Origin of the sequence: Pseudodesulfovibrio sp. 5S69 (assembly GCF_037094465.1) — a bacterium.
Lineage (GTDB): Bacteria > Desulfobacterota > Desulfovibrionia > Desulfovibrionales > Desulfovibrionaceae > Pseudodesulfovibrio > Pseudodesulfovibrio methanolicus.
The window spans coordinates 4,133,557-4,154,757 of sequence record NZ_CP146609.1; the positions used below are offsets into that span (position 1 = coordinate 4,133,557).

General features: G+C 64.8%; 19 protein-coding genes and 1 riboswitch. Of the genes, 10 read left to right on the top strand and 9 right to left on the bottom strand.

Going from position 1 to position 21,201, the window contains the following annotated elements:
* Positions 1–9: 9 nt before the first annotated feature.
* Positions 10–1,896, bottom strand: a complete 1,887-nt coding sequence (locus tag V8V93_RS19345) for a methyl-accepting chemotaxis protein (protein ID WP_338668273.1) — start codon at positions 1,894–1,896, stop codon at positions 10–12.
* 467 nt (positions 1,897–2,363) lie between these two features.
* Here V8V93_RS19345 and V8V93_RS19350 point away from each other — a divergent pair, with 467 nt between their 5' ends.
* On the top strand, positions 2,364–3,167 hold the full coding sequence (locus tag V8V93_RS19350; protein ID WP_338668274.1) for a substrate-binding periplasmic protein: 804 nt from the start codon (positions 2,364–2,366) through the stop codon (positions 3,165–3,167).
* A 61-nt stretch (positions 3,168–3,228) separates the two neighbouring features.
* Here V8V93_RS19350 and ilvD read toward each other — a convergent pair whose 3' ends face one another.
* Complete coding sequence (gene ilvD, locus V8V93_RS19355) at positions 3,229–4,890, bottom strand: dihydroxy-acid dehydratase (RefSeq protein WP_338668275.1); 1,662 nt, start codon at positions 4,888–4,890, stop codon at positions 3,229–3,231.
* Between the two features lie 164 nt (positions 4,891–5,054).
* On the opposite strand from ilvD, the gene V8V93_RS19360 reads away from it, so the two are divergent.
* On the top strand, positions 5,055–5,726 hold the full coding sequence (locus V8V93_RS19360; protein ID WP_338668276.1) for a DUF6946 family protein: 672 nt from the start codon (positions 5,055–5,057) through the stop codon (positions 5,724–5,726).
* Positions 5,727–5,905: 179 nt separating this feature from the next.
* Here the strand turns inward: V8V93_RS19360 and V8V93_RS19365 are convergent, their stop codons facing one another.
* A complete protein-coding gene (locus V8V93_RS19365; protein WP_338668278.1) occupies positions 5,906–7,606 on the bottom strand; it encodes an FAD-dependent oxidoreductase in 1,701 nt (566 codons plus the stop codon).
* Between the two features lie 296 nt (positions 7,607–7,902).
* Positions 7,903–8,637, bottom strand: a complete 735-nt coding sequence (gene ribB, locus V8V93_RS19370; RefSeq protein WP_338670213.1) for a 3,4-dihydroxy-2-butanone-4-phosphate synthase — start codon at positions 8,635–8,637, stop codon at positions 7,903–7,905.
* A 126-nt stretch (positions 8,638–8,763) separates the two neighbouring features.
* Positions 8,764–8,912, bottom strand: a riboswitch (FMN riboswitch).
* Positions 8,913–9,101: 189 nt separating this feature from the next.
* Between ribB and V8V93_RS19375 the strand changes: the two genes are divergently transcribed.
* The 7 genes from V8V93_RS19375 to V8V93_RS19405 all read left to right on the top strand — a co-directional run bounded on the left by V8V93_RS19375 (position 9,102) and on the right by V8V93_RS19405 (position 15,391).
* A complete protein-coding gene (locus V8V93_RS19375; protein WP_071544911.1) occupies positions 9,102–9,458 on the top strand; it encodes a hydrogenase maturation nickel metallochaperone HypA in 357 nt (118 codons plus the stop codon).
* A gap of 13 nt (positions 9,459–9,471) precedes the next feature.
* Positions 9,472–10,131 carry a hydrogenase nickel incorporation protein HypB gene (gene hypB, locus V8V93_RS19380; protein ID WP_338668279.1) on the top strand — a complete coding sequence of 220 codons (660 nt, stop codon included), beginning with the start codon at positions 9,472–9,474 and terminating at the stop codon, positions 10,129–10,131.
* Between the two features lie 117 nt (positions 10,132–10,248).
* On the top strand, positions 10,249–11,256 hold the full coding sequence (locus tag V8V93_RS19385) for an alpha/beta hydrolase family protein (RefSeq protein ID WP_338668280.1): 1,008 nt from the start codon (positions 10,249–10,251) through the stop codon (positions 11,254–11,256).
* 87 nt (positions 11,257–11,343) lie between these two features.
* Complete coding sequence (locus tag V8V93_RS19390; protein ID WP_338668281.1) at positions 11,344–12,675, top strand: sigma-54 interaction domain-containing protein; 1,332 nt, start codon at positions 11,344–11,346, stop codon at positions 12,673–12,675.
* 312 nt (positions 12,676–12,987) lie between these two features.
* Positions 12,988–13,185 (top strand): hypothetical protein, encoded by a 198-nt coding sequence (locus V8V93_RS19395; protein ID WP_338668282.1) that lies wholly within the window; start codon positions 12,988–12,990, stop codon positions 13,183–13,185.
* Positions 13,186–13,297: 112 nt separating this feature from the next.
* Entirely contained in the window at positions 13,298–14,173 is an 876-nt protein-coding gene (locus tag V8V93_RS19400; RefSeq protein ID WP_338668283.1) for an Mrp/NBP35 family ATP-binding protein, read from the top strand.
* Positions 14,174–14,596: 423 nt separating this feature from the next.
* Complete coding sequence (locus V8V93_RS19405) at positions 14,597–15,391, top strand: SDR family NAD(P)-dependent oxidoreductase (protein WP_338668284.1); 795 nt, start codon at positions 14,597–14,599, stop codon at positions 15,389–15,391.
* Between the two features lie 157 nt (positions 15,392–15,548).
* Here the strand turns inward: V8V93_RS19405 and V8V93_RS19410 are convergent, their stop codons facing one another.
* Positions 15,549–15,872 (bottom strand): tetratricopeptide repeat protein, encoded by a 324-nt coding sequence (locus tag V8V93_RS19410; protein ID WP_338668285.1) that lies wholly within the window; start codon positions 15,870–15,872, stop codon positions 15,549–15,551.
* A 256-nt stretch (positions 15,873–16,128) separates the two neighbouring features.
* Between V8V93_RS19410 and V8V93_RS19415 the strand changes: the two genes are divergently transcribed.
* Positions 16,129–16,584 carry a YbaY family lipoprotein gene (locus V8V93_RS19415; RefSeq protein ID WP_338668286.1) on the top strand — a complete coding sequence of 152 codons (456 nt, stop codon included), beginning with the start codon at positions 16,129–16,131 and terminating at the stop codon, positions 16,582–16,584.
* A gap of 101 nt (positions 16,585–16,685) precedes the next feature.
* Here the strand turns inward: V8V93_RS19415 and V8V93_RS19420 are convergent, their stop codons facing one another.
* The 4 genes from V8V93_RS19420 to V8V93_RS19435 all read right to left on the bottom strand — a co-directional run bounded on the left by V8V93_RS19420 (position 16,686) and on the right by V8V93_RS19435 (position 21,183).
* Complete coding sequence (locus tag V8V93_RS19420) at positions 16,686–17,360, bottom strand: DUF47 domain-containing protein (RefSeq protein ID WP_338668287.1); 675 nt, start codon at positions 17,358–17,360, stop codon at positions 16,686–16,688.
* Between the two features lie 45 nt (positions 17,361–17,405).
* Positions 17,406–18,644, bottom strand: a complete 1,239-nt coding sequence (locus tag V8V93_RS19425) for an inorganic phosphate transporter (RefSeq protein ID WP_338668288.1) — start codon at positions 18,642–18,644, stop codon at positions 17,406–17,408.
* Between the two features lie 45 nt (positions 18,645–18,689).
* Entirely contained in the window at positions 18,690–20,483 is a 1,794-nt protein-coding gene (locus tag V8V93_RS19430; RefSeq protein WP_338668289.1) for a HAMP domain-containing sensor histidine kinase, read from the bottom strand.
* 478 nt (positions 20,484–20,961) lie between these two features.
* Positions 20,962–21,183 (bottom strand): hypothetical protein, encoded by a 222-nt coding sequence (locus V8V93_RS19435; RefSeq protein ID WP_338668290.1) that lies wholly within the window; start codon positions 21,181–21,183, stop codon positions 20,962–20,964.
* Positions 21,184–21,201: the final 18 nt, after the last annotated feature.

Genomic DNA, 21,201 nt, shown 5'->3' on the forward strand with positions numbered 1-21,201 from the left:
CCATCGGGATCAGAACCGTTCGAAGTCGCCTCCGCCGGGCTCGTCGTCGCCGGTCAGTACCGGGGCCGGGGTGCGGGTGACCACCGGGCGCTTGGGAGTCCGGACGGGTCCGGCGCTTCGGCGCAACTTGAAGTAGCTGACGGTCTGTTGCAGTTGGACGGCCTGGCCGGAGAGTTCCTCGGAGGTGGAGGAGGTTTCTTCGGAGGCCGCGGCGTTCTGCTGGATGACGCGGTCGAGTTCCGTGGTGGCGGTGTTGATGTCGTTCGCGCCGGAGTTCTGTTCCTGGGTGGAAGCGGTGATCTCCTGGATGAGTTCCGAGGTCTTCTGGATGTCCGGGACGAGCCGTTCGAGCATCTTTCCGGCGCGGTTGGCCACGGTCATGCTCGAGGCGGACAGTTCGCTGATCTCGTTGGCGGCGACCCCGGACCGTTCGGCGAGCTTGCGGACCTCGGCGGCGACCACGGCGAAGCCCTTGCCGTGTTCACCGGCGCGGGCGGCCTCGATGGCGGCGTTGAGGGCCAGGAGGTTGGTCTGGCGGGCGATCTCCTCGATGATGGATATCTTCTCGGCGATATCGCTCATGGCGCTGACCGCTTCGGCCACGGCCTCGCCGCCCTCCTGGGCGTCCTTGGCGGCCTGGGCGGCCAGGGACTCGGTCTCCTTGGCGTTGGACGCGGTGTTGTTGATGCTGGCGCTGATCTGCTCAATGGCGCTGGACAGCCGTTCCACGCCTCCGGCCTGGGCCGTGGCGCCCTGGGCCAGGGCCTCGGCCGTGGCGGACAGCTCCTCGGCCCCGGAGGCCACGTTTTCGCTGCCGGACTGGATGTCCTCGACCACCTTGCCGAGGCTGTCGACCATGGCCTCGAAGGAGTCACGCAGCCGGGCAAGTTCGCCGCTGAACCGACCGGAGAAGTCCACGGACAGGTCGCCGCGGCTGACCAGCTCCGCCTTTTCGGCGATCACGGCGAGCGGCTTGGAGACCAGCCTGCGGATGACCACGAAGACCAGGGCGAGGATGACGATCAGGGCCACGCCGCCGCCGACGACCAGGCGGAACTGGAGCTGGTTGGCCTCATGGAGGAAGTCGGAGCGTTCGGCGGTCAGGGCCACGATCCAGCCGGTGCGCTTGACCTGGCCAAAGGCCATGTACTTGACCGCGCCATCCCATTCGTACTCGATGAAGCCGTTCTTTTGGCGCAGCCCCTCCTGGATGAAGCTCGACCCGCTCAGGTCCTTGAAGATCAGGGAACTGTCCGGGTGGGCCAGGACCTTGCCCCTGTCGTCGTACATGTAGCAGTAGCCGTTCTCACCGACCTTGATCGGCGCGAGGAAGTCGGAAAACGCCTCCCCCTGGACGGACATGCCGACGTAACCGATGGTCTTGCCGTCGCGCTTGACGGCGCGGACAAAGGCAATCCTCGGCTTGTTGGTGGCCGGGGACAGGGTCACTTCGGAGATGTACTCGTCCTGGCCATCGGTCATGATGGCCTTGTAGTAGGGCCTGGAGGTGTAATCCTTGCCCCGGCCGCCCTCGTTGGTGGTGACCACGCTGATCCCCTTGGCATCGTGCACGAACAGGGATTCCAGCATGGGGTCCTGGGCCTTGGCCCGTTGCAGCCAGGCCTCGGCCCGGTGCCAGTCGCCGTCCGCGGCGGCCTCGACGACCTCTTCCGATGTGGCGGCCAGGCCGAGGAAGTGCATGCGGTCCTGGATCCAGCTGTCCAGGGTGGCGGTGACGCTGCGTGTGTTCTGGCTCAGGGTCTTGTTGACGATGGAAAGGGTAAGATTCTTGGTCCCGTAGGATACGGAGACCAGGAAAAAGACAACCAGGGCGAGCATCAGCAGCGCCAACATGGCGACCAGCCGTTGCCCGATTCCTATATTCGAAAGCTTCATTTTCTCCCCCTGTTTTTTGATAGTTCACACAAACACCGTACACACAATTGTCACCGCGTTGCCAGATTTTAGTTACGCATGAACAATCTTTATAAGAACCGGTATCATTCCGATATAGACGGGCCGAACAACCTCTTTCTCCTTCCGAACCCGGAGGGTACAAAAAATGGGCCTCCTCGCGCTCCAGTACCGGGAAAGTCCAAATTATTGTACCACACATCCAGACGGAGGCGCCCGGACGCGTTGCGGATGCATACAGTTAACGTATTGCTATATTTGGAATAAAAAATATTATTTTCGAATGCGGAATCCTTGGCATGGCCAATGCAATAAGAAAAGCATCTTCCTTCTTTTGCACCGAGAAAGTCACAGGCCTCCGCAAGGAGGCCTTTCTCGTTTCCGGGGGGTATTTTCCCCGGACGAATTTTACTGATGCGGAAAACCGACTTTCCTGCTATCAGGCCTCCATGAACTGGTTGTCACGCTTTTCCCCGGCCGTTTTTCTTCTCTTTTTCCTCTGGCCACTTACGAATTCCGCCCGCGCGGCCGCATCGGCCGACCTCCGAGTGCTTGCCGAGCCCAACGGTCGGGCGGTCCAGCCCCAAAACGGCGGACTGGGCGGCTGGGCCGTGGACCTCGTCCGCGAACTCATGGACCGGACACACTGCACGGCGGCCATCGAGCCCATGCCGTGGGCACGGGCCTACGACATCGCCCTGAACAAGCCCGGGGTGGTCCTGTTTCCCACCACCCGGACCGAGGAGCGCGACCCGCGCTTCTACTGGGTGGGGCCGATCTTCCGGGTGCGCTGGTGCTTTCTGGCCCGCAAGGGGTCCGGGGTCACCATCCGTTGCCTGGACGACGCCCGCAGGGTCGGGTCCATCGGCACCTACTTCGGCGATGCGCGCGACCGCTATCTCGCCGGGCTGGGGTTCACCAACCTGCAACGGGCCGCGAGCGACGCGACCAACTACCGCAAATTGGAGTACGGGCGGCTGGACCTGATCGTGGGCAGCGACACCGGGCTGGAGTCCATGGCCGACGCCGCCGGAATCGACCCGAACAACTTCGAGCCGGTGTTCGTGCTCAAGGAGGTGGACCTGTACGTGGCCCTGTCGCACGGCACCGCGCCCGAGACCGTGGACGCCTGGCAGCGGGCGTTCCGGACCATGCGCGACGACGGGACCCTGGCCGGCATCCTGAACAGGTGGTATCCCGGCCTGAAGCCGCCCCTGGACGAGCGGCTTCCCTGGCGCGACAAGAATGACTGAGCACGAAAAAAGCCGGTTCGGGCAACCCCGAACCGGCTTTTTCATTGCGTGACGCGCCCGGCTATTTCTCGTAGACCGCGCCGCGCGCGGCCGAGGTGACCAGCTTGGCGTAGCGCCGCAGGAACGGGGAGGAGACCTCCTTGACCACGGGTTTGTGGGTCTTCTTGCGTTCCTCCAGCTCGGCCTCGTCCACCAGCAGGTTGATCGTGCGGGCCGGGATGTCGATCTCGATACGATCGCCCTCGCGGATCAGGCCCACCGGCCCACCGGCCGCGGCCTCGGGCGAGATGTGGCCCACGGCCGCGCCGCGCGTGCCGCCGGAGAACCGGCCGTCGGTGATGAGCGCCACGGACCCGCCGAGCCCCATGCCGGAAATGGCCGAGGTGGGGGTGAGCATCTCGCGCATGCCGGGGCCGCCCTTGGGGCCTTCGTAGAGGATGACGACCACGTCGCCGGGCTTGATCTCGTTGCCCAGGATGGCGGCCACGCCCTCCTCCTCGCTGTTGAAGACCCGGGCCGTGCCGGTGTTCCGCATCATCTCCGGAGCCACGGCGGACTGCTTCACGCAGCAGCCGTCGGGCGCGATGTTGCCGTACAGGATGGCGATGCCGCCCTCGTTGGAATAGGGGTTGTCGATGGGCCGGACGATCTCGTGGTTGGTGACCTGGGCGTTCAGGTCCTTGAGGTTCTCGCCGAGCGTCTTGCCGGTGACGGTCATGACGTCGAGGTTGAGCAGGTCCTTCTTGACCAGCTCGCTCATGACGCCGGGGATGCCGCCGGACTCGTCCAGGTCCTGCATGTAGTGCGGCCCGGCCGGGGCCAGCTTGCACAGGTTGGGCGTCTTCATGCTGATTTCATTGAACATCTGAAGCGAAAGATCAAGGTTCGCCTCGGCGAACAGGGCGGGCAGGTGCAGGGTGGTGTTGGTCGAACAGCCCAACGCCATGTCCATGGTCACCGCGTTGTGCACGGATTTCTCGGTGACGATGTCGCGCGGCCGGATGTCGCGCTCATACATCTCCATGACCTGCATGCCCGCCTTCTTGGCCAGCCGGACGCGGGCGGACATGACCGCCGGGATGGTGCCGTTGCCGGGCAGGGCCAGGCCAATGGACTCGGCCATGCAGTTCATGGAGTTGGCCGTGAACATGCCCGCGCACGAGCCGCAGGTGGGGCACGCGCCCGCCGTGTATTCCTCCAGCTCCTCCTCGGTCATCTGGCCCGAGCGGACCTTGCCCACGCCCTCGAACACGGTAATCAGGTCCGAGGTCTTCTTGTGCCCGGCCAGCATGGGGCCGCCGGACACGAGCACGGCCGGGATGTTCAGCCGGAGCATGGCCATGAGCATGCCGGGCACGATCTTGTCGCAGTTGGGGATGCAGACGATGGCGTCGAACGGGTGTGCCGTGGCCATGATTTCCACCGAATCGGCGATGATCTCGCGGCTGGGCAGTGACATCTTCATGCCCTCGTGGTTCATGGCCAGGCCGTCGCACACGCCGATGGCCGGGAATTCGAGCGGCGTGCCGCCCGCCATGCGGATGCCCGCCTTGACGGCTTCGGCGATGGTATCCAGGTGCACATGACCGGGGATAATTTCATTCTGGGCGTTGCATACGCCGATCAGGGGCCTGTCCATCTCTTCCTTGGACAGCCCGCTCGCATACAACAGCGAACGGTGCGGGGCCTTCTCCAATCCACCAGTCATCTTTTTACTACGCATCGGAATACCTCTCGGGTTACGGAAATTCGGGCAGTCAGTTCACTACCGATGAGGGCGGCCTGTCAACTTTTTTCACTTCCCGCCATTTTTTTCGTGCACTTCCGCGGCCCCGTGCGTCTATAGTAAGGAAAAGGCTGCCGCTGCTTCCCCAAGGAGAACACGCGATGAAACGAATCTACAGGCCCACCGGGTCCCCCGAAGACTGGCGCGGGTTCCTGGCATCCCCCGAAAAACAGTGGAAAAACGGCTGCTCGGCCAAGGAGTTGGCCTACGCCTGGGAGTCCGCCGACGGCTGGCCGCCCGAGGTCGCCGCCCTGCTCAAAAGCGCCCCGGACTTCGCCGACCTGGAGATGATCCTGGCCATCCCCGAACACAAAGTCCCCCTGCCGGGCCCCGGCAATCCATCACAGAACGACCTCTTCGTCCTGGCCGGGAACGGCTCCGGGCCGGTCACGGTCATGGTCGAGGGCAAAGCGGCCGAGCCCTTCGGCCAGCCGCTGGGCCAGTGGCGGCAGGGTGCCTCGGACGGCAAGCGGCGACGGCTCGCCCATCTTCAGGATATCCTCGGCCTGCCGGACAAGCTGCCGGACTCGGTGCGCTACCAGCTCCTGCACCGAACGGCCTCGGCCCTAATCGAGGCCCGCCGCTTCCGCGCGAAGGCCGCGGTCATGCTGGTCCACTCCTTCAGCCCCACCCACCAGTGGTTCAACGACTTCGCGGCCTTCCTGGACCTCTTCGCCGTCAACGCCAAGCCCGGCCAGCTCCACCGCGTCTCCACGGACACCCGCGTTCCCCTGTACGCGGGCTGGGCCACGGGCAGGCCCGCCGCCCCCTGACGGCCGAAGACGGAAAAGCCCCGCCGGTCGCCCGGCGGGGCCTTGACCTGAAGAAGGGGTGGCAAGGGAAGTGCTCGTTTTCTTCAGGAGATGATGGTGGTCACGGAATATTCCGTTCTGTTCCGCCTCGGGGCGATGGTTACGGTTTCCGGTCGGCGCGGGGCGCCGCCGGGCGGGGGCTACTCCCCCATGTCCACGTGGAAGGGCCAGGCCATGATGCCGCCCTCCATGACTTTGATGTTGGTCCAGCCTTCCGCTTCGAGCACACGCTGGGCCTCGTAGCCGCGCATGGATATCTTGCAGAAGGTGATGATCTCCGCGTCCCTGTCCTGCGGCAGCTTGTCCAGGGAGTTGCGCAGCGCGCCCAGCGGGATGAGGGTCTCTCCCACGTTCAGGCGCATGGCCGCGAACTCGCCGGGGGCGCGCACGTCCAGGATGAACGGCCTGTCGCCGCTGTCCAGCCGGGCCTTGACCTCGGCATTGCCGATGCCGGTCATCCGGCCGCACATCTTGTTGTCCAGGATGTGGGCCGTGGTGATGAAGTGGTCGATGGCCAGGGAGAACGGCGGCGCGTAGGGCAGGTCTGCGGTGTTGATGTCCAGGACCGTGTTGCCGTTCATGACGGCCATGGCCGCCTCGGCGAGCTGGCGGTTGACCGCGCCGGGCCCCACGCACTGGAACCCCAGGATGCGCCCGGTCTTGGCGTCGGCCACCATCTTGGAGACCAGCAGGCGCGCGCCCATGAAGCCGGGCCGGTCCAGGCTGGCGTTGGTCGCGGTGACCACGTCGAAGCCCTCTTGCCGGGCCCGCTTTTCGGACAGGCCGGTGGCTCCGGCGGACAGGTCGAAGACCTTGCAGATGCCGCTGTTCACCGTGCCGGGGAAGGTCCTCCTGTCGCCCAGGACCATGTTGTCCGCGGCCACGCGCGCCTCCAGGTTGGCCAGGTCGCCGTACGGGGCAAAGACCTTCTTGCCGGTGATCCGGTGGGTGATCTCCACGCAGTCGCCCGCCGCATAGATGTGCGGGTCGGACGTGCGCATGAACTCGTCCACGGCGATGCCGCCGAACGCGCCGATGTCCAGGCCCGCCTCGCGCGCCAGGTCCGCGTTGGGGACCACGCCGATGGAGACCACGGCCAGTTCGCAGGGAACCACCGTGCCGTCCTTGAGCCGGACCCCGGTCAGCTTGCCGTCTTTGCCAAGGAACTCGGCCACGCCGTTGTCGGTGTGCACGGTCACGCCCTTGGAGGCCACGTGCTTCTCGACCAGCTTGGCGATCTCCCAGTCCAGGAACATGAGCAGTTGGGAGAGCATCTCCACCACGCTCACGTGCATGCCGGATTCGGTCAGGGCCTCGCAGAGTTCGATGCCGATCAGCCCGCCGCCCACGATGACGGCGTTTTTGACCGCACCGGAGTCAGCCAGGCCGCGCAGCCGGTCCGCGTCGCGCATCTCGGACAGCGAACACACGCCGTCCAGGTCGATGCCCGGAATGGGCGGACGCCGGGGCGTCGCGCCGGTGCAGAGGATGAGTTTGTCGTACTCGACGGCCGACGGCTCTCCGCTGCCTAGGTCGAGGCAGGACACGGTCCTGTTTTCGCGGTTGATGGCGGTCACTTCCGTATTCACCTTGGCGTTCACGCCTTTCGCCGCCGCAAAGAACGCGGGGTCGCGCACCACGCCCGTGGGCGTGGCCAGCAGCGAGTTTCTTTCATCGAAGTTGCCTCCGATGTAGTAGGGATAGCCGCACGAGGCCATGGACAGTTCCGGGGCCTTCTGCAGCAGGGTCACCTCCGCCTTCGCGTCCAGCCGCCTGGCTCGCGCCGCGGCTTTGGGTCCGGCGGCGGAACCGCCTATGACAACGATCTTTTGTGCACTCATGCCATTTCTCCTCTTCGCCTCCCTCCGCGGCTCCGGCCGGGGGGGGAAATCCGGTGGCAATGTTTTGTGCCCAAAAGCGGATCGTAACGGGGTCGGACCGACCCCATCTCCTTGAAGCCGCCACCGTACGCCGCTCCAAGACGCGGACCATTGATCGAGATCAATGCAATCCGTTTTTTTAAGAATAAAGGGACGGTCGGCAAGAGGGCCGGACAGAAAAAAGGCCCCGCCGGGCGAAACGGCGGGGCCTTGGTTTTTAGGAGAAGAAGGTTGAGGGTGTCGGCCCGGACCAGAGCCTACCGGCCCGAGGCAAAGGTGCTTCGGGGGAAGATCGAGGTGGGCTTGGTCACGGCAGACGAATCTTCCGGCATGACCATCTCGGCGTTGATGTCGCCGATGTGCTCACGGTAGGCGATGATGTCCTGGACCGTGCACATGGCCATCTGGTGCTTGATGGCAAAGGCCACGATCTCATGCAGCTTGGCCATGGTCCCGTCGGGGTTGGTCAGCTCGGCGAGCACGCCGCAGGGTTCGAGTCCGGCCAACCGGTTGAGGTCCACGGTGGCCTCGGTGTGGCCGCCGCGTTCGAGCACGCCGCCGTGTTTGGCGCAGAGCGGGAACACGTGGCCGGGGCTGGCCAGGCTGGCGGGCGTGGCGTCCGGGGCGATGGCCGCCTTGACGGTGGTCACCCGGTCCGCCGCGGACACGCCGGTGGTCACGCCCTGGGCCGCCTCGATGGAGATGGTGAAGGCGGTGTTGTAGGCGCTGGTGTTGTTCTCGACCATCATGGGCAGGCCGAGGGAGTTGATCTTGTCTTCGGTCATGCACAGGCAGACGATGCCGCTGCATTCCCGGATGAGCATGGCCATCTGCTCATTGGTCAGGGTCTTGGCCGCGAAGATGAGGTCGCCCTCGTTTTCGCGGTCCGCATTGTCCGTGACCAGCACGCCGTTGCCCTTTCGCAAGGACTTGAGCGCTTTCTCGACCCTGGAAATGGGGCCGCCGAACTGTTTGAGGATTGGCTGATCCATCATGAAGCTCCTTCGATAAAGAGTATGAATGAATCAGGGCGCATAGACAGGCGAACGAGCGAGAGCGCCCGCCGCGGCGACCGCCGACCCCGGCGGGGAACCCGCCCGGCAACGGCCGCTGGACTGCCTCATTCTCTTCATTCCGGACTCTTACCGTCGGCCCCGGATTCGCACCGGGTCTGCTGGACCCCCTCCACCCGGAGGGGCGCTCGCGGGCTCGCCGGCAAAGCCGGATCACCGCCGGTGGGGACTTCCACCCCGCCCTGAGAACAAGTTGGCTATAGCCATAAGACCGAACTGACTCCCGAGTCAACCAATACCGGCACATTTCGTAGGGTTTTTTCGTTCCCGGCCGCGCGACGGTCTATCCCCCGCCGGATCAACGACATTTTTTCCGGCGACCACGGCGCCCGCCCGCCCGACGTCCTTGCCCACATCCGTTTTTCGGTGTACTGCTCACAGCCATGCATGAAATGTCGATTGTCGAATCCATCCTCGGCATCCTGCGCGAAGAGATGGTCAAGTATGACGGCCAGAAGCTCAAGAAAGTGACCCTCAAGAACGGCCGACTGGCCGGGGTGGTCACCGAGTCCCTGCAATTCGCCTGGGAGGCGCTCATCCCCGGCGGCGAATTCGACGGGGCCGAACTCGAAATCATCGAGGTGCCGGTGAAGGTGGCCTGCGGCGAATGCGGAGAGGTATTCAGCCCGGAGCACACCCGGTGCATGCCCTGCCCCAAGTGCGAAGCCCTGCTGGGCCACAAGGTGCTGGAGGGCAAGGAACTGCTCATCGACTCCATCGAAGTGGACGACCAGCAATAAAGAAGGAGTGACCATGTCCAAGGAAGTGACCATAGTCCGCAACGTGCTCGAAGCCAACGACCGCCTGGCCGACGAGCTCCAGAACAATTTCCGGGTCAAGAAGATCCTGTGCCTGAACCTGATGAGTTCCCCCGGCGCGGGCAAGACCACCCTGCTCGAACGAACCCTGACCGACCTGCGCGACGAGTTCAAGATGGCCGTCATCGAGGGCGACCTGCAGACCGACAACGACGCCCAGCGCGTGGCCGCCACCGGGGCCCAGGCCGTGCAGATCAACACCGAGGGCGGCTGCCACCTGGATTCCGGCATGGTCATGGACGCGCTCAAGGCCATCGACACCGACGGGCTGGACATCCTCTTCGTCGAAAACGTGGGCAACCTGGTCTGCCCGGCCGAGTTCAACGTGGGCGAGGACTACAAGGTCACCCTGCTGTCCGTGGCCGAGGGCGACGACAAGCCCGAGAAGTACCCGTTCATGTTCCACATCTCCGCAGTCATGCTCCTGAACAAGGTGGACCTGCTGCCCTACGTGGACTTCGACCTGCAAAAGGCCGAGAACCATGCCAAGAAACTGAACAAGGACATAGAGGTCATGCCCATCTCCGCGCGCACCGGCGAGAACCTGGAGCAGTGGTACGACTGGCTCCGGAAGAAGCGCGCCGAGAAACTGTAGGCGACTCCGCGACGCCGATTTCCAAGGGCCTCCCGAAAGGGCGGCCCTTTTTCTTTGCGGTTGCCCGGTCCGTACACCGCGGGCTATGCTCCGGGGAAACCGCCCCAGGAGAACCCCATGAAAAGACCGGCGCTCTTCACGTTTATTTTCTGCCTGCTCTGGGCCGCCCCCGCCCTGGCCGGGGTGGGCATGACCGAGGCCGTGTTCACGGACGCGCAGCGCGGACGGACGCTGAAGACCCATATCTGGTATCCGAGCGACGACAAGCCCGCCGAGCGGTTCGCGGAAAACGCGGTCTTCGAGGGGATCGACGCGGTCAGGAACGGGGCCATCCGGCCCGGCAAGTATCCCCTGTACGTCCTGCTCCACGGAACCACGGGCAACTGGCGCAACCTCTCCTGGCTGGCGGCGCGCCTGGCCGAGAACGGGGCCGTGGTCTGCGCGGCCGACCATCCGGGCTACACCTCGGGCGACGCCGACCCGGCCTCGGTCCTGCGCGCCTGGGACCAGCCCCTGGACGCGAGCTTCCTGGCGGGCGAGATGCTGCGCTCCCGGTTCAAGGGCGTCATCAATCCGTCCAGGGTCTTTGCCGTGGGCTACTCGCTCGGCGGCTACAGCGCCCTGGCCCTGGCCGGGGCCCGGCTCGACCTGCGCCGCTACCCCGCTTTCTGCGCCGCGAACCGGGACCGCTCGTGCGGCTACTTCCGCACCGCCCTGCCCGGCCTGGCGGAGCGGGACTTCGTCGCGGCCGCCCGGGACCTTAAGGACGCGCGGTTCACGGCGGTCGTGGCCATCGCGCCGGGATTCGTGGAAGTGTGCACGCCCGCGTCCCTGCGGTCCATCTCCATCCCGACCCTGATCATCGGCGGGGGCAAGGACCGGAACATCCCGCCCTCCACCCACTTCTATCCCCGCTTCGAGGACTTCCCGCCGAACCTGGCCTACCGCGAGATCCCCGACGCCTCGCACTTCAGCTTCATGCAGATATGCAAGCCGGGGGCGCGGGAAATCCTGGCCGAAGAGGACGCGGCGTTCGTTTGCGAGGACCACGGCGCCGACCGGCGGGCCATCCACGACAGGCTCTACCGCTACGTCGCGGACTTCCTCCAGCCCGCGGCCGACTGAGCCGTCCCGGACCGTTCCGCGGATGCAAGGCGAATTTTTCGCCCGGTTTTTGTTGGCAACCCCGTGTCCGGGTTGTACGGTGGTCCCATGCCGTTTCCGAAAAACCTTCCGCTCGAAGCCGTGTTCGCCTCCATCGCCGACGGACTGTTCACCGTGGACGCGGACTGGAACGTGACCTACTTCAACGAGGCCGCGCAACGCATCACCGGCATCTCCGAAGCCGATGCATTGGGGCGCAAATGCTGGGCCGTATTCCGCTCGTCCCTGTGCGACGGCCAGTGCGCGCTCAGGGCGTGCATCGACCAGGGCGGGCGCATCGTCAACAAGTCCATCTTCATCGTCCGCTCGGACGGCACCACCCTGCCCGTTTCCATATCGGCCTCGCCGCTCAAGGACCGCGACGGCATCGTGGTCGGCGGGGTGGAGACCTTCCGCGACCTGACCGACATCCACGTTTCCCGGCAGCAGGCCAAGGACATCTACCGCTTCGAGAACATCGTCGGCCGTTCCCAGGCCCTGGAAAAGATCTTCCGCATCCTGCCACAGATCAGCCGGTCCGAGGCGACCACCCTGCTCCTGGGCAAGAGCGGCACGGGCAAGGAGCTGTTCGCCCAGGCCATCCATTCCCTGAGCCCGCGCAAGGACGGGCCGTTCGTGGCCGTGAACTGCGGAGCCCTGCCCGACACCCTGCTCGAATCCGAGCTGTTCGGCTACAAGGCGGGCGCGTTCACCGACGCGAGATCGGACAAGCCGGGCCGGTTCGAACTGGCCGACGGCGGCACGGTCTTCCTGGACGAGATCGGCGACATGCCCCAGAACCTCCAGGTCAAGCTTTTGCGCTTCCTCCAGGAAAAGACCTTCGAGCCGCTGGGCGGCGTGACCCCGGTCCACGCCGACGTGCGCGTGGTGGCCGCCACCAACCGCGACCTCGAAGAGGCCGTGGCCGAAGGGACCTTCCGCCAGGATCTCTTCTACCGCCTCAACGTGGTCACCCTGACCCTGCCGCCCCTGACCGAGCGCCAGGAGGACCTGCCCCTGCTCATCGACCACTTCCTCGCGGAGTTCAACAGCTCGCGTGGCAAGGCCATCCGCGGGGTCAGCGAGGACGCCCTGCACGTGCTCATGCACCACGACTTCCCCGGGAACGTGCGCGAACTGGAAAACATCCTCGAATACGCCTTCATCCTCTGCCCGGACGGGTTCATCCAGGTGGAACACCTCCCGGAATACCTGCACCCCGCGGGAAAGCGCCTTGACGCGCCCGACGGGCTGTCCGGCAGCATGGACGCCATCAAGCGCCGCGCCGCCCGCCAGGCCGTGCGCCGCAACAACGGCAAGCGCATGGCCGCCTGCCGCGAACTGGGGATCACCAAGGACACCCTTCGCCGCTTGCTGGCCGCCCCGGAAGCGGGCGAATAATTCGCCTTTAATCTTCCAATGCGGGCGAAAAAATCGCCATACCTCTACTCTGCCGCATAGACAACATGCCGTTTTAACAGACTATTATATTTGGCACGGTCTGTGCTCTATGAGACATAACCGGTGCGGGTCCTGCCGGACTATTTTTGGAGAGAGATGATGCAATCGGATTCCGCCAAGCTGATCTGCCTGGCGTGCTACCAGGACCGACTGGCCTCCGTGTGCGAGAACGCGGACGGATACAAGTTATTTGAAATACGCGATCAAAAATCTTACCCCGCAGGCCTCCTATCCCTTCCCTCAAAGGACCCTATGGACAGGACATCCGCCATATTGGCCTGCGGGGTAACCATTTTTCTGTGCGGCGCCATCCGCAACCGCACACGCCTGACTCTGGAGCGGGCCGGAATCACGGTCATCCCCTGGCTGACCGGCACCGATCGCCAGGTGCTGGAAGGGTTCCTGTGCGGGGGGCTGGCCGAACTGGCCATGCCGGGGGTCGCGGTTTGACATTTCTCCCACTATGGTTATCTCTCTGTAACCTGGCCGCGGCCGTTCGCCGGCCGGGTTCCACATGTACTTCTAGGGCGGCTTCGGGTCGCCGTTTTTCAGGAGAAAGCGTATGAGTGGTTGTGAAGGATGTGCGTCCGCCTCGCCTGACGGAACCTGCACCAGCGCCACGGGCTGCGACAAGCCCGAAGACCAGAAACTGCAAAAGACCCTGAGCCGCATCAAACACAAGATCGTGGTCATGTCCGGCAAGGGCGGCGTGGGCAAGTCCACCGTGGCCGCCAACATGGCCGTGGCCCTGTCCCTGGCCGGCAAGAAGGTCGGCCTGCTCGACGTGGACGTGCACGGCCCGAGCGTGCCCCGGCTCCTCTCCCTCAAGGGACAGCAGCCCCATATCGGCGACCAGGTCATGGAACCGGTCCCGTGGAGCAAGAATCTCTCGGTCATGTCCCTGGGCTTCCTGCTCCAGGACGACCGCCAGGCCGTGATCTGGCGCGGCCCGGTCAAGATCGGTCTGATCAAACAATTCGTCGAGGACGTCATGTGGGGCGACCTCGACTACCTCATCGTGGACTGCCCTCCGGGCACCGGCGACGAGCCCCTGTCCACCCTGCAGACCCTCGGACCCTCGGCCATGGCCGTCATCGTCACCACCCCCCAGGGCGTGGCCATCGACGACGTGCGCCGGTCCGTGTCCTTTGTCGGCGAGGTCGGCAACCGCGTGCTCGGCATCGTCGAGAACATGTCCGGCTTCGCCTGCCCCGACTGCGGCGCGGTCCACCAGATATTCAAGTCCGGCGGCGGCGAGGAACTGGCCAAGGAATCCGGCGTCCAGTTCCTGGGCCGCATCCCCCTGGACCCGGCCGTGGCCGACTCCGGCGACGAAGGCTACCCCTTCATGAAGGTCCACCGCGACACCGCCACCGGCAAGGCCATGGAACAGGTCATCGCTCCCATACTCGCCCTCCCCGACCCGCCCAAGGCATAAGGTCGAGAAGTTGAGATACGAAAGGGCCGGGCACGGAACGCGTGCCCGGCCCTTTTGCCGTCCACGGCCCGATGCCTCCGGCCCGGCCATGCCTCCCGGGCCGCCCGCGGGCGCACCCCCGCAATGGCCCTGTTGCCCTGTCCGGCACGCCGTCGTGGTCGAATGCCCCGCCGACCTTTCCCCATATTTTTCTCTTCCCTTCACATTTCCGCCACAACTTACTATTATTGGGATTGGAATCTGATATCAGGCCCGGGCGTTGCCCGCCGGGGCGAAACGAGGCGCCCGATATCGCGGATGCCCCGCGCGGCCGGGCCTCAGTTTCGATGCACGTTCTTCTGCTTCGCATGGAGAACGGAAAATATTCCGTCCCGACGGGCCTGTCGTTGCACGCGGCAGGCCGGAGGGAAAAGGAGCATATCCATGAATATTACGCTTGAAGGGAAAAAGGCCCTGGTCACCGCTTCTTCCGGCGGGATCGGATACGCCATTGCCAAGGGACTGGCCGGGAGCGGCGCAACGGTATTCATCAACGGCCGGAGTGAACACAGCGTGCTCGCGGCAAAGGACAGGCTGCTGGCCGAACTGCCCGAGGCGTCGCTACGCACCGCCGCTGCCGACCTTTCCGGCGCGGCGGGCTGCGAAAACCTGATCCGCGCCGTGCCCGAGGTGGACATCCTGGTGAACAACGCCGGGATTTACGGGGCCGGCGATTTTTTCGAAACCGGCGACGAGGTCTGGGACGCCTACTGGCAGATGAACGTCATGTCCGGCGTCCGTCTCTCCCGCGCCTACCTCCCGGCCATGCGGGACAACGGCTGGGGGCGGATCGTGTTCATCTCCTCGGAGTCCGCCCGCAACATCCCCGCGGACATGATCCACTACGGCGTCTCCAAGACGGCCCTGCTCGCCCTCTCGCGGGGCATCGCCAAGCGGGTTGCCGGGAGCGGCGTCACCGTGAACGCGGTGCTGCCCGGCCCGACACTCTCCGACGGGTTCGAGGCCATGGTGGCCGACGAGATGGCCCGCACCGGCAAGAGCCTGGAGCAGGTCGGGCGTGATTTCGTGCGGGCGCACCGCCCGAGTTCGGTCCTCGACCGCGCCTCGAGCGTGGAGGAAGTGGCCAACATGGTCGTCTACGCCTGCTCGGAACAGGCCTCCGCAACCAGCGGGGCCGCCCTGCGCGTCGACGGCGGCGTCGTGGACGATATCGTCTAAGAGGGCGACCCCAGGCACTTGCCGCCCTAGTCCCCCGGTACCGGGACCTGCGCCGGGAAGCTCGCACAGGCCGCGGACCGGCCCCATCCCCTGCGAGCAGCGGGCGGCCCCGGCAGCGGAAGAACGGCTGCCGGGGCCATGCGAGACGGGTTCATGGCTAGGCGGCCCTGCCTTCGGTCAGGGCGGTCAGGGAATTGAGGTTGCGCATGATGACCCGGTGCAGGACGTTGCCTTGACCGCCGCCATCCACGGCACGTCCGGCCGCGATGCGAAAGCAAATGCGGGCCTCCTCGTATTTGCCGGACATCTGGTAGACCAGGGCCATGTTGTTGCGCACCTTGGCCTCGTGCAGGGGCGCGTTCAGAGACCGGGCCAGGCTGTCGGCCTGGGTCAGCTGGAACAAGGCGTCGCCGGAGCGGCCCTCATTGCAGGCGCGCATGCCTTCGCGGTTGAGGATGCCGAGTTTTTTGAGATTGCTCATCGGTTTCTCCTTCGGTTGGATGTTTTCCGGCCGCGCCGGAAGGCGGACCGGCCGGTACATCGGCCCGAATTCGGGTCACGGCCCGCGTCCTCGCGTGCGAACCTCATGTGCAGTGCGGTTGACATGGAGCGACTTTATTGAAATCAATTCTCATTATCAAGTGTTTTCTTCACCTTGTCCCGCAGACCGGAAACCGGCCCGGCGGGCTGGCGAAGCGAGCCGAAAGTGCGTAGCATGCCGGAAACATGGAGTCGCCATGCACCGTACACGCCTGTCCGCCGTCCCGGCCCTGTGGGCCGCCGTCCTGATCCTGGCCGCCCTGGGCGGCTGCACCGCCGCCTCGACCGGGCAGGGCGCCGCATCCGCCAGCCCGTCGGACGGGAAGGCCGCGCTCAAAGTCTCGGTCTCCTATAGCGAGCGCATGCTCCTGCCGCCGGGCTGCGCCCTGTTCCTGGAACTGGTCAACATCTCGCAGCTCAACCGGAAGGACAACGACGTGGCCAACGCCTTTTTGCCGGTCAAGGCCGCCCCGCCCTTCAAGGCGGTCATCAAGTACGACCCCGACAGGATCCTCGCGCAACTGCACTACGCGGTCACGGCGCGCATCGAGCTCAACGGGCAGGTGCTCTTTTCCGGCAGTGCGCGGATCGACCCCCTGTCCTGGCCCGAGGGCAAGCCCGTGGAGGTCTCGGTGACCATGCCCCGGCGCTAGCCGCGGCAACGGTCCTCGGGCGGGGAATGCAAAAAGGCCCGGCGCATGGCGCCGGGCCTTTTTGCATTCGCGGAACGGCGCGGGCGACGCGCCGGAGCGGACTATCGGGCGATCATGGAACGCAGCAACTCGGCGCAGTTCTCGGTGTTGTGCCCCATGTTGTCGAGGCAGTCCACAAAGTGGAGGAGCTGGTAGATGTCCTTGAAGTCGATGTCCTTGTCGTAAATTTTCGTCTGCAGGTCGTTCTTGCGGCGGCGGACCTCGTCGCGCTCGCGACGGACCTTGCGGAAGCACTCCTTGGTGCCTTCGCGGTCCAGGGATTCGCCGTTGAGCAGCCCGATGGTGGACTTGAGCGCCGGGCCGAGGAGCACGGTGCACTTGGCCACGGAATCCAGGAGGTAGATCATCTCCTTCTGGATGTCCTCGGGGATGGCCACCGGGCGCATGGCCAGCCAGTGCAGGGCGTCCTGGGCCGCGTCGAGCACGTTGTCCTGGCTCTTGGTGTAGGACAGGAACAGGTGCTTCTCCACGGCCATGAACAAGCCCTTGGGCAGGTGGTTGCGGATGTTGCGCTTGATGGAGTCGGCGTGGTTCTCGATCTCGTCCACGGCCTTGGTCAACTCCTTGAACTCGCGGCACACTCCGCCGGACACGTAGCACTCAAGGGATTCGTCGATGGCGGCGATGCACTCGGCGATCTTGTCGTAATGCTCGACCAGCCCGTCCATGGGGGAGCGGCTGCCGAGCAGGCCGAAGAAGGGAATTCTCAATGTCATATGGTGACCTCTACTAAAAAGGGTTGTTGCGATTATTGTTGTAACCTAGCCGTAACACAACCATTTGAGCAGCACAAAGATTACTATGCTGGTCAGGGCCGCGATGGGGACGGTTGCCACCCAGTAGGCCACGATGCGCAGCAGGACCCGGAAGTCCACGGCGGAAAAGCCGCGCGCCAGGCCCACGCCGACCACGCCGCCCACCGCCGCATGCGTGGTGGACACCGGCAGGCCGAGATTGGAGGCGATCAATACGGTGGAGGCCGCCCCGAAGTCAACGGCAAAACCGCGCGTATTGGTCAACGTGGTGATCTTCTCGCCCACGGTGGACATGACCTTGTGGCCGAGCACGGCGATGCCCACGGCGATGCCCAGGCCGCCCAGGACGAGCATGGGCCACGGGACCTCGGCCTTGGCCAGGAGCATGTGCTCCTTGGCGATGAGATAGATGGCGGCCACCGGGCCGATGGCGTTGGCCACGTCGTTGGCGCCCTGGGACAGGGCCACGTAGCAGGACGTGCCGACCTGCATCTTGCGGAAGATCCGCTCCACGCCCTCGGCGCCCTCCTCCTCGTCCAGCACGAACTTGGACACGAAGTGACGGGCCGCGGCCCAGGCCGCGAAGGACAACGCCGCGGCGATGCCCAGCGAGGTCAGCCAGTGCAGGCCGAGCGCCTTGCCCACCGGGGTCTTGTACAGAAAGGACAGGGAGATCATGGACAGGGTGATGGCCACCCAGATGGGCGCCCATTTCTTGGCCTGTTGGATGAAGTGGCGCTTGAACAGGATGTAGCGCCGGATGTGGGTGAAGATGAAATAGGCGATGGCCGCTGCAAAGAACGGGGAGATGATCCAGGACAGGACGATGCCGCCCATCTTGAGCCAGTTGACCACGTCCGGTCCGCCCGCCACCAGTCCGAACCCGGTGATGGCCCCGACGATGGAGTGGGTGGACGAGACCGGCAGCGAGGTCAGCGTGGCCACCAGGACCCACAGCCCGGCGGCCAGGAGCGAGGCGAACATGCCGATCATGATCAGCTTGGGGTCGGCGATGACCTCGGGGTTGATGATCCCCTTGCTGATGGTCGCGGTCACGTGCGAGCCGAGGAAGACCGCGCCCACGAAGTTCAGGATGCCCGCGATGAACACGGCCTGCTTGACCGTGATGGCCCTGGCCCCCACGGCCGAGGCCATGGAGTTGGCCACGTCGTTGGCCCCCAGGTTGAACGCCATGAGGAACCCGGCCCCCACGGACATGTATAGAAACAGATCGTAAATATCCATCGTATCGACCCTCTTTCGAGGGAATTGGTTAGAGGTTGCGGTTGCCTACAAAGCCGTTTCCCCCGGCTTGTTCAGGCGGAAGCAGAAACGTGCGCCCCGCACGTCCTCGCCGTAGCCGTCGTGCCAGATGTCGCCGCCCAGGTTCTTGACGATGCGGCGGCAGATGGCCAGGCCCAGCCCGGCGCTGCCCGACCCGTCGATGGTGTTCTCGTCCACGCGATAGAACCGCTCGAACACCTTGGTGGAGTGTTCCCTGGAGATGCCCGGCCCCTGGTCCTCCACGCAGAAGACGATGGACTCGCCGTCGTCCTCGGCGCTGACCGTGATCTTTCCCCCCTCGGGGCTGTACTTGACCGCGTTGTTGAGCAGGTTGTGGAAGACGTGCAGCAGCCCGTCGGTCTCGCCCATGACCATCATCTCGTCCTCCGGGGTGCGGGTGCGGAAGGTGATCCCCCGCTCCCCGGCCCACACGGCCAGATCGTCGATGGCCCGCGAGAGGTGCTCGCGGCCGGACAGGGGCGCCAGTTTGATCCTTTTTCCCGCCTGTTCGGACTTGGCCAGGGCGAGCATGCTGGAGATGACCTTGTCCATGTGGTCCGCGTTCTTGAGCACCGTCTCCAGGAATTTGTGGGCCGCCTCGGGGTCGTCGGGCGGCATGTCCAGCAGGGTCTCGGTGTACCCCTTGATGGACGTCAGCGGCGTGCGCAACTGGTGGGAGGCGTTGGCCACGAAGTCCTTCAAGCCCTCCTCGCTGCGCTTCATTTCGGTAATGTCGTAGAAGACCAGGATGACCTTGCGCACCCCGTTCTGGTCCAGAAAACGCTCGGCCGTGACCTCGATGGCGCGCGTGTCCATGATGTCGATCTGGATGGATCGGGCCCCGGCCTCGGGATCGGCTATGACCTGGTCCACCAAGTCCTGGATCTCGAAACGGCGGATGACCTCGATGGGCGAGCGCCCCACCGTGCTGGAGGGCAGGTTGAACATCTCGTCCAGGGCGGCGTTGAAGGACTCGATGCGCCCGTGGGCGTCCAGGGTCAGCACGCCCTCGCGCATGCCGCCGAACACGGCCTGCAATTGGCCCTTCTGGTCCTGGATGAGCTCGATGTTGCGCTCGATGGACTGGGCCATGGCGTTGACCGACTGGGCCAGGGGCTTGAACTCGCCGCCGGGCAGGACGCGCAGCCTCTTCGAGTAGTCGCCCTCGCCGATGGACCGGGCCAGCTCGGAAAAGGCCCGGATGTCGCGGCCCATGTTGTGGGACATGATCGCGCTCAGGAGCACGGCAACGGCCAGAGTGCCCAGGAAGAGCCAGATCAGGTTGGTGCGCAGCAGGTCGAGCCGCGCGCTGACGTGGGAGAACGGCACGGCCATGCGCAGGATGCCCGCGTTCACCGCGGGCACACCCGGAAACTTCCGGGCCACGTAGAGCATGTCCTTGTCCAGCGTATCGGAGTGGCGCACGTTGACGCCCCAGCCGTCCTTGAGCGCGGCCATGACCTCGGGCCGGTGGCTGTGGTCGTCCATGGAACCGAGCTCGGCAAAGGGCACCTCGGAGTCGGCCACGACCTTGCCGTTGATGATGTAGGTGATCCGGGAATTGAGCTTGAATGCCAGCGCGTCCAGCCACTCCGCGAAATCCTGTTCGGATTCGAACAGCGAGTGGTCCTGGATGAGCCACTCGATGGCGTCGATCTGGTGCCGAGTACGGATCTCCGCTTCGGTGACCAGTTCGTCGCCCACGATGCTCGTGGAGTAGAAGAAGACCACGGCCATGGCCATGAGGAGCAGTCCCCAGGTCCACAGCAGTATCCGCATCTGAAAAGAGCGCAGTTTCATTGCCTCGTCCTTGATGGCGCGTTCAGCGGTTACACTGTTGATCGACGAGATCAAGTACCTTTTTCGCCGAACGCGTGCGCTGTGTAACACAATCGTAACCGAATTGTAATGTTTCCAATTGTTACAGTTATGTGACAAAGGGGCGCAAAAACGACAAGAAAAATCGCGGGAAGGCGGGCCGTCCAGACGGGTGTTTGCGCCCGCCCGTTGTGCTTTTAATACACTGAATTTATTTTATTAATCATATAAGAACCAGACACGGCCCGGCCTCGGCTGCGGAGTTTTGGACCGTGTGCGCGGCATGGTCGCCAGACCGCACGGCAGGGCGAGGCCGGCGCTGCGGACCGGGACAAAGTCCCGGGCATTGCCGCCGCCGACAAAATGGTAGCCCGCCCGCCCCCGTACGCCAAGGGCCCGGTCCGGGGTGCGGCCTTTCCGCACTCCGGGCCGGGCCCGAAACTCGCTCGGTGCGCACGGGCTAGAAGCCGCGCATGCACTCCATGAGGTAGGTGGAGACCTCCACGCGGCAGACCCCGTTTTCCACGATGAGGCGCACGTTGTTCTCCGGAATGAGGGCCATGTCCTCGGCCACGTTCAGCCACTTGCCCTCGACCCAGTCCGGGGTCACGCCGTTGGCTTCCATCTCCCTGACGGGATAGCTCTCGGCCACGACCCATTCATCGTCTTGCACAGCAGGCATATCGTTGCTCCCCGGCCG